This is a genomic window from Glaciimonas soli (genome assembly GCF_009497155.1).
In the GTDB taxonomy this organism is placed as follows: Bacteria; Pseudomonadota; Gammaproteobacteria; order Burkholderiales; family Burkholderiaceae_D; genus Glaciimonas; species Glaciimonas soli.
On record NZ_WINI01000023.1, the window covers coordinates 1 to 7212 of the forward strand.

8 protein-coding genes and 1 pseudogene are annotated in these 7212 nt (G+C 49.2%); 5 read left to right on the top strand and 4 right to left on the bottom strand.

Translation table 11 applies throughout. The features are described 5' to 3' along the window. The first annotated feature begins 763 nt into the window (after positions 1-763). The 4 genes from GEV47_RS19150 (at position 764) to GEV47_RS19165 (ending at position 3340) form a co-directional block, all read left to right on the top strand. Complete coding sequence (locus GEV47_RS19150; RefSeq protein ID WP_153236396.1) at positions 764-1369, top strand: hypothetical protein; 606 nt, start codon at positions 764-766, stop codon at positions 1367-1369. Between the two features lie 66 nt (positions 1370-1435). Next, complete coding sequence (locus GEV47_RS19155; protein ID WP_153236397.1) at positions 1436-2119, top strand: CsgG/HfaB family protein; 684 nt, start codon at positions 1436-1438, stop codon at positions 2117-2119. A 33-nt stretch (positions 2120-2152) separates the two neighbouring features. Beyond that, positions 2153-2527 (top strand): DUF4810 domain-containing protein, encoded by a 375-nt coding sequence (locus GEV47_RS19160; protein ID WP_153236398.1) that lies wholly within the window; start codon positions 2153-2155, stop codon positions 2525-2527. A 9-nt stretch (positions 2528-2536) separates the two neighbouring features. Continuing rightward, entirely contained in the window at positions 2537-3340 is an 804-nt protein-coding gene (locus GEV47_RS19165) for a DUF799 domain-containing protein (RefSeq protein ID WP_153236399.1), read from the top strand. Positions 3341-3459: 119 nt separating this feature from the next. On the opposite strand, the pseudogene GEV47_RS19170 reads toward GEV47_RS19165, so the two are convergent. After that, positions 3460-3816, bottom strand: a pseudogene (locus GEV47_RS19170) (L-serine ammonia-lyase, iron-sulfur-dependent, subunit alpha); the annotation flags it as partial. A 221-nt stretch (positions 3817-4037) separates the two neighbouring features. On the opposite strand from GEV47_RS19170, the gene GEV47_RS19910 reads away from it, so the two are divergent. Continuing rightward, complete coding sequence (locus GEV47_RS19910) at positions 4038-4382, top strand: hypothetical protein (RefSeq protein WP_407646293.1); 345 nt, start codon at positions 4038-4040, stop codon at positions 4380-4382. Here GEV47_RS19910 and GEV47_RS19175 read toward each other — a convergent pair. The 3 genes from GEV47_RS19175 to GEV47_RS19185 form a co-directional block, all read right to left on the bottom strand. After that, positions 4296-5048: a DUF2894 domain-containing protein gene (locus GEV47_RS19175; RefSeq protein ID WP_194270723.1), complete on the bottom strand. Its 753-nt coding sequence runs from the start codon at positions 5046-5048 to the stop codon at positions 4296-4298. The two genes, GEV47_RS19910 and GEV47_RS19175, sit on opposite strands and share 87 nt — an antisense overlap. Then, positions 5041-5691, bottom strand: coding sequence for an OmpA family protein (locus GEV47_RS19180; RefSeq protein ID WP_153236401.1), 651 nt, complete (start codon positions 5689-5691; stop codon positions 5041-5043). The genes GEV47_RS19175 and GEV47_RS19180 overlap by 8 nt, the downstream gene beginning before the upstream one ends. Next, a partial coding sequence (locus tag GEV47_RS19185; RefSeq protein ID WP_153236402.1) for a DUF802 domain-containing protein occupies positions 5691-7212 on the bottom strand: 1522 nt, incomplete at its 5' end. The genes GEV47_RS19180 and GEV47_RS19185, both read right to left, overlap by 1 nt.

Here is a 7212-nt window from a genome sequence, read left to right on the forward strand (position 1 = left end):
TATGACTTTCGAAAAGTTACATCGCGGAAGTTGAAAAACGTCTACAGAATTGGGGGAGGTCCAGTGTGTGTCCTGCATGTGAACAAGGGCGGTTGTTTGTTACGAAAATACGAGATACGGGCGAATTATTTCTTCTATGTGAAGAATGTGAATCAGCTTGGCTGACTCCTGAAGAGATTGATGTTAAGACACACTTTGATTTCCAAGGTAGGGGTATTGTTCGTGCTGATTGTGACGATATTGAGCATTTTGGCTGGTTCCGTTATTCGTTAACTAAACTTTGAGATTCTTGATGAAAAGTGTCAAGAAAATGCTAAATCCCCCAAAAAGATAATTTAACGAAATTTGAGATAAAAATATATTCCGCCATTAGCTACGGTACGACGGTTTGTGTTTTTATAGGTATGTACATTATGAGTCTCATGCAAACCACTGCGACGAAAAATATAGTTGTTGTAATTAGTTTTATATCAAGGATCTATTAAGGTTTACAACCCTGCGACAGGATCATTTACGCCATGGAAGAACCCGTAATGGATTGTATTAAATGAAGTTTAAAGCCCCAGTTAGTCTTAATATCTTGAGTCCGCAGTCTTTATTTAAGCCTGCTGATTTTCTTGATGCGGTTCGTACTTATTGCGATTTGCTCCCGAACGTCTTACCTGAAAAATGGGGGGGAGGTCGAACGCGCAGATAGAGAATTTAGTCTTCAAAATTTGCAACAGCTAATACCTGAAAATAAAGCTCATTGCGAAGCGATTGGATGGGAACGCAAAAAAAACCTAAAGCTGAAGGTTCTTTTGGTGTTCGATGGCGTAGTAAATCTCCAAAGGTGCATGATACGCATGCAAACATTCACTTCACTGTTGAGCTTGGTGAGGTGGAGCAAAATGCGCTGGTAAATTACCTGAAAAAATCTAGCGTACGTTTACATGCGGATTTGGCGTTGTTGGATGTGTACACCCCGTTTTACAGTGAGTTCGCCAGAGTCAGTGGTTCTGCAAAATATAGTGATCGTATTCACGTTGTGACACATGGTTTACGTCATTGGCTACCTGACATATTTTTGGGGACAATATTCGGCCCACCTTATATTGCTTTGTTTGGTAAGGAAAAACTATTGAGTGCCCCAGTCGCGGTCGCAGAGCAAATTAGTGAAGACATGATTTACATCCAATTGACGGATAGGTTGATCGATGTTACTAGCGAACCACCCGAAATGGCGCAACGTCGAAAAGCTTTCAAGGAGCATCTTGGTGTTGATACATTTTTTGAAGAAGGGCGTGGCTATGATAGCTTTGATCAACTTAATCATGGCCCATTTGGTAATGTGTTTGCGACCCCAAAATTTGAATTAAAAGAAGATTGAATCTAAAAGTCAGCTATAGGCTAAAAATCCGTGTCAGTATTTTTTTAAACAACAAAAGGAGTTTGTATGACGAAGAAAATTATTACATCAGCAGTGATAGTGGGAAGCTTAGGGGGACTCGCCATACTTGGTGGTTGCTCAACAGAAGAATCGCGTACTTTACCTATCCAACAGGTGGCAGCAGCGGCGACACCTTATGTTGGCAAAAAAACGCCGATTTCTATAGGTAAATTCGACAATCGTTCCAGTTTTATGCGCGGCGTATTTTCAGATTCAGTTGATCGACTCGGTGGCCAGGCGAAAACAATTTTGATTACGCATTTGCAGCAAAGCAATCGTTTCAATGTACTCGATCGTGACAATCTGTCAGAAACGAAGCAAGAAGCATCCTATAAAAAACAACAGCAAAATATTAAAGGTGCCGATTATGTTGTCACTGGGGACGTGACTGAATTTGGTCGTAAGGAAGTAGGCGATCAGCAGTTGTTCGGTATATTGGGGCGAGGAAAGTCGCAGATCGCTTACGCTAAGGTGAATCTGAACATCGTCAATATCACAACCTCTGAAGTCGTCTATTCGGCACAAGGTGCAGGTGAATATAGCCTATCAAACCGTGAAATCATTGGTTTTGGCGGTACTGCCAGCTACGACTCTACGTTGAATGGGAAAGTTTTGGATTTGGCCATTCGTGACGCGGTTGATCACCTTGTTAGTGGGATGGAATCCGGCGCATGGCGCACTGCCGAATAAGCCCTTTTAACTAAAATTTCAGGTAAACAAATAATGAAACGCGATTTAAAAAAATCGTACAGCTTTGTGCTGTGCGTCAGTATTGGTTTGTTACTCGGCGGTTGCAACACTGCCCCCAAGTCAACCTATTACTGGGGAAATTATCAAGAACAAGTTCATCAATATTTTACTAGTTCGGATATAGATAGCACTCAGCAAATTATCGAGCTCGAAAAAAACACACAACAAGCAGAATCCAGCGGCCATCCTTTGCCGCCTGGTTATCACGCTCATCTTGGGATGTTGTATGCGAATGCGGGTAAAGATGATCAGAGTGTTCAGGAATATCAAGCAGAGAAAAAACTGTTTCCTGAATCAGCCACATTCATGGACTATTTATTAGGCAAATTAAAGCCTAGTCAAAACTAAGGGGATGTAATGTTTTTGAAAAATCGCGCAGGAATGTTGATCATTGTAGTCCTGGCTGTATTAATGACCGGTTGCGCACACCGTCAAGCTGCTTATGACTATTCTGCATTCAAAGAAAGTCGCCCAACATCGATCTTGATACTGCCACCGATCAATGATTCGCCGGATGTGAAAGCGACTTATAGCGTCTTGTCGCAATTGACATGGCCATTGGCTGAAGCCGGATATTACGTTATGCCAGTGACCTTGGTTGATGAAATGTTCAAGCAAAATGGTTTGGTGAATCCGCCGGAAATGCATGCAGCACCGATAGAAAAATTGCGCAGTATTTTTGGTGCAGATGCGGCGTTGTATGTGACGGTGAAACAATATGGTTCGTCGTACCAAGTGTTTGCTTCAGTTGCGACGGTGCAATTGGACGCTAAGTTAGTCGATTTACAAACTGGCAAATTATTGTGGCAAGGGACAGCATCGGTTGTGGATAATCCGAAAAATAATGTTGGCGGTGGCGGAGTTGGCGCATTGATCGGGGCTGCTTTGACCCAAATTGTTAATAATTCCAGGGATATCAGTTATAAACTTTCTGCTACTGCGAGCAGCAGTTTACTCTATCCAAAAGCACCTAACGGCATGTTGTACGGCCCTCGTTCAGAGCGATTTGAGCATGATGGTGTAGCATCCAAACGACAGATAAAACTAGCTGCGCAAGCTGCAAAAAAAGCGGCAAAGCAAGCCGCAAAGCATGATGGGGTTGTTGCGGAGTCACGCTCTAATGCAATTGGCTCCGACAGTGCAAACGACGTCATCAATTGATTTTTAGGTTGCAGTTTGAGTTATGGCTGTTATTGCTCTAGCCGGGTCGAGCGATAGACTGTGCGGCGGTGGCCAGTGCTTTCACCGAGAAGATTCGATCTCCTGGCCAAATGCTGCAGTCAACATTCGATGATGTAGACTGCGAGGCCTCCAATCGCAGTCTCCTTGTATTTGGTCAGCATGTCGGCGCCGGTTTCACGCATCGTCTTGATAACTTGATCCAGGCTCGCATGATGAACGCCGTCCCCGTGCAAAGCCATGCGCGCTGCGTTGATGGCCTTTACAGATGCGACGGCATTTTGTTCTATACAAGAGATTTGAACCAAACCGCCAATCGGATCGCAGGTCATTCCAAGATGGTGTTCCATGTCGATTTCTGATGCGTTCTCAACTTGCTCAGGTGTGCAACCCATGACCGCGCAGAGTCCTGCTGCCGCCATAGAGCAAGCAACGCGGACGTCACCTTGACAACCTAGCAGAGTTGCAAGTGCGTGTAGCTATCCTTAATCGCTTCACGCGATTAGGGACACCTGACACCATCCGTGTGTCCTGAGTTTGTGGGGTAAGGGGATGTTGTAGTCAGCTTTTGATTTGTGCAACAAAGCCATGCTTGGATGTTACGCATTGTTAGGCGCTTTACATAAAGGTAGTGAAAAAAGTCGGTAATCGTCTTTATTGGGATGAATGAGCGGGCGACATTGCTCGTATTGCACAGACCCACATCAGCCGAATTGCCGCCATTCTGGATACACCAGAAAATACCAAGGAAATCGCCTCATTTGACGAATTCCTGACCGAGCTGCAAGACGACCTGAACGACAGCACTACAAAGGCAGAAGCTATTGAAATGCTGGCATGTTGGCGCGCACTCAAATTTGACCAGTTGGGTCACGATTCAATCAGCGCCAACAAGCGAGGGCATTCGGCTTCTGGAATGATGGGAAATTTGCGCACTTCATTGCGCTTTATTTTTTCCCGCCCTCGCTATCTGGCGTTTTTTTGGCTTGTCCAGTTTTTCTTTCTCGCATTGATCGAGACATAACAAGGTATCCGCGTAAGACATGAACCGGTTAAGATAATCGGGTGAGATATCGCGCATCAATGCCAGTGAGCGCAGCACCAGCATGTGGGAATTAATCGGTCCGGCATTCTTCGGAGCTTGCTCAAGTGCTTGTGCCATCTGTTTGTCGACGCTCAGTTTTGACCAGGTATTTCTGAAATTCCGTATGGTTTTCAGTTCGGAGCGCGCTCCGACATTTCCCTCCAAACGTGCATCAGAATTTTCCGGAGAATGTTGTTCAAGTTGGCGCACCAGTGCGCTCAAAGTTGCGCATTGTTCGCGGGTCTGCAGAGTAGTGATAAATCGTCGTAATTCTTTGAAATTGCTTGTGGAAAAAAGTCGTTGCAGATCGTCGGCCGCATGCGGATATTGCTGCATACTGCCGGCGACGGTTTCCTTGGCATCACCTTGGGCCAAATCAAAGCGTTCTTTAAACGCCGCCAGCGCTTGCGCCAGCTTGGCATCGAGCATGCGTTTGACGTTCCCCCGATGCGCTATTGCGCGTTTGGCCAGCGCTTCAATATAGTGCAGACGCACGGGGTCGAACTGGTCCGCGCCTGCTGTGCGCAGGGAAGCGATTAGCGTGTTGAAATCAGGGGATGAATCGAGTGGCACCTCCGTGATTTCCCTGCGATCCGCTTCATTCATGGGACGGAGTTTTTTCGTTGGAGGTTTTCGGTACGGGCGCCATTTCCACCCGCCGGTTTTGCGCGCGCGCAGCGTCATCGGTGTTGGGACTTACCGGCTGCTCGGCACCAAAGGCTGCCGCAAATACCATGGAGGACGGCATCCCTTCGTCGATCAAGGTGCGGGTGACTGTCAACGCGCGCTGGGCCGATAATTCCCAATTGTCGGCGAAGGGGCCGCCTCGTATGGACTTGTTGTCGGTAAACCCGCTCACCATCAGCAGTTCATCGCGTGCCGTCAGATAAGCGCGCAGCGGGGGGACCAGGCTATTTAATAGTTGCCGACCTTCAGGCTGCAACTGGTTCGAATTGAGTGCGAACAGTACCTGGCCACTGATGCCAATGCGCCCGTTGTTTAGCGTGATGCGCCCCGATGCCAGCGGAATCGCCAAGGCATTTTCCAGACTCATGCGGCGCTGCTCCTCGACATGGCGCTTTTTCACTTCGTCTTGCAGGTGCGATGTCAATTCCATTTGAACAGCCACCACGCCGACCAATATGAGCACAAAAGCGCCCAGCAAGCCTGACATCAGGTCGCCAAAAACGGCCCAGACCGGGGCCGTGTGTTCCATGCCGGCGTCGCTGTCATCCACGCTGTTATGCATTATTTGACCTCTTCAGCCAACAAAGCGTGCTTGGCCGGGAGTTGGCGCAGCTCTTCAAAAATTTCTTTTTGCGACATCATGCTCAAGTCGATGATTTCACGCGCCTGGGCTACGTAATAGGCGAGTTGTTCGTCGCTTCTCAGCATGGATTTGTCCATCGCGCCTTCAATGCGCTGCAGGTTGGCGATCAGATTTTCATTGGCCTCATTGAACGAGTGCACGGCAAAACCGAAGGCTTCACTCAGGCACGATACGTCGACAGCGCTGCTGGTGACATGTGCGGCAATGTCGGAGAGTTTTGCTGCCTCGACGGCGACATTGTCTGAAAACGCGCTGCCGGCAGCGTTGAGCGCCACCGCGGAGGAGGCCACAAGGGAGTCGATCGCGGCGCGCTGTTCAACGGAAGCATGATTGATCGCATTGAGCAGGGCATTGAGTGTTTCCATGATGCGGCTGCGTTCCTCCAGCAGCTCGTTGTCGCGCGCAACGCTGGTGGAGATTTCCTGGCGCAATTGTCCAATGATTTCCGCCGCGGCGCGCGGGGCTTCCGAGGCCGTTTGTATGAGTCGCGTGATCGGTTCCTCCAGCGCGGTGCCCAGCGTGGTCAAATGACTTGTCAGCGCAGTTTGCAATTGGCCCAACCGTTCAACCGCAGCATTGCCACGCAAGACTTCTTCCTCTTTGAGCGCGCCCAGTTCGGTACGCAACACGCCGGCCAGTTGATTCATGCGTTCGCTGTGCTGTTCGATCCAGTGCGCTTCGGAGGCGATGCGGGAGCGCATTAATTCTTCAGCGCCAGCGATCAAGCGCGTTGTTTCGGCTAGCGTATTGCTGGCGCTGGTCTGCGCATGTTCGGTGAAGTGTTGCGCGGTCTGAGTCAAGGTGTCGCAAATTTGCTGCTGCTGAGTAAGCGTTTGCGTGCTCGTTTGTTGCAATTCGTGAGCGAGCGCCGCCGCCATGGCTTCCAACGATTGCGTCCACGCCTGCTGCCGCTGTTTGTCGCGCTCTGCCTGATTGGTCTGCAGGTTGGCGTAGGTCTCTCCGACCATAGTTACGAGGGTGCCTGAACGCTGCTCGAATGTTTCGTTGAATGCGTCCAGTGAACGGCCCACGCCGGTGACCATGCTGCTACTTGCCTGTTCGTGGCTCCTGAGCGCCGCCGTCCAGGTTTCGGCCACGGTGGCGGCGGTAACGCTGAACCGTGCAGAAAGTCCGTCGAGTTGCGTCTGTGCCGCGTCGGCCATGCGTTCGTGCATCAACTTCGCTTCACTTGCGATCCCGCTCATCGCCGCCTCGAACACCGGTTTGATACTTTCGCCGGTAGCATGCGCGCTCCGGCTCAAGCTCTCGCGCAGGGATTGGTCTACTGCGGATGCCAGATCGGTATATACACCTTTGACATTGCTGTGAAAGTCCTCTTGATTGCTGAGCAAGCGCTGATTCAGCTGTTGGCTCATACCCTCCATTTGCGCCATCATCGCCTGCAATTTATCGACTACCTGAGGCAAGGCCTGAGATTGC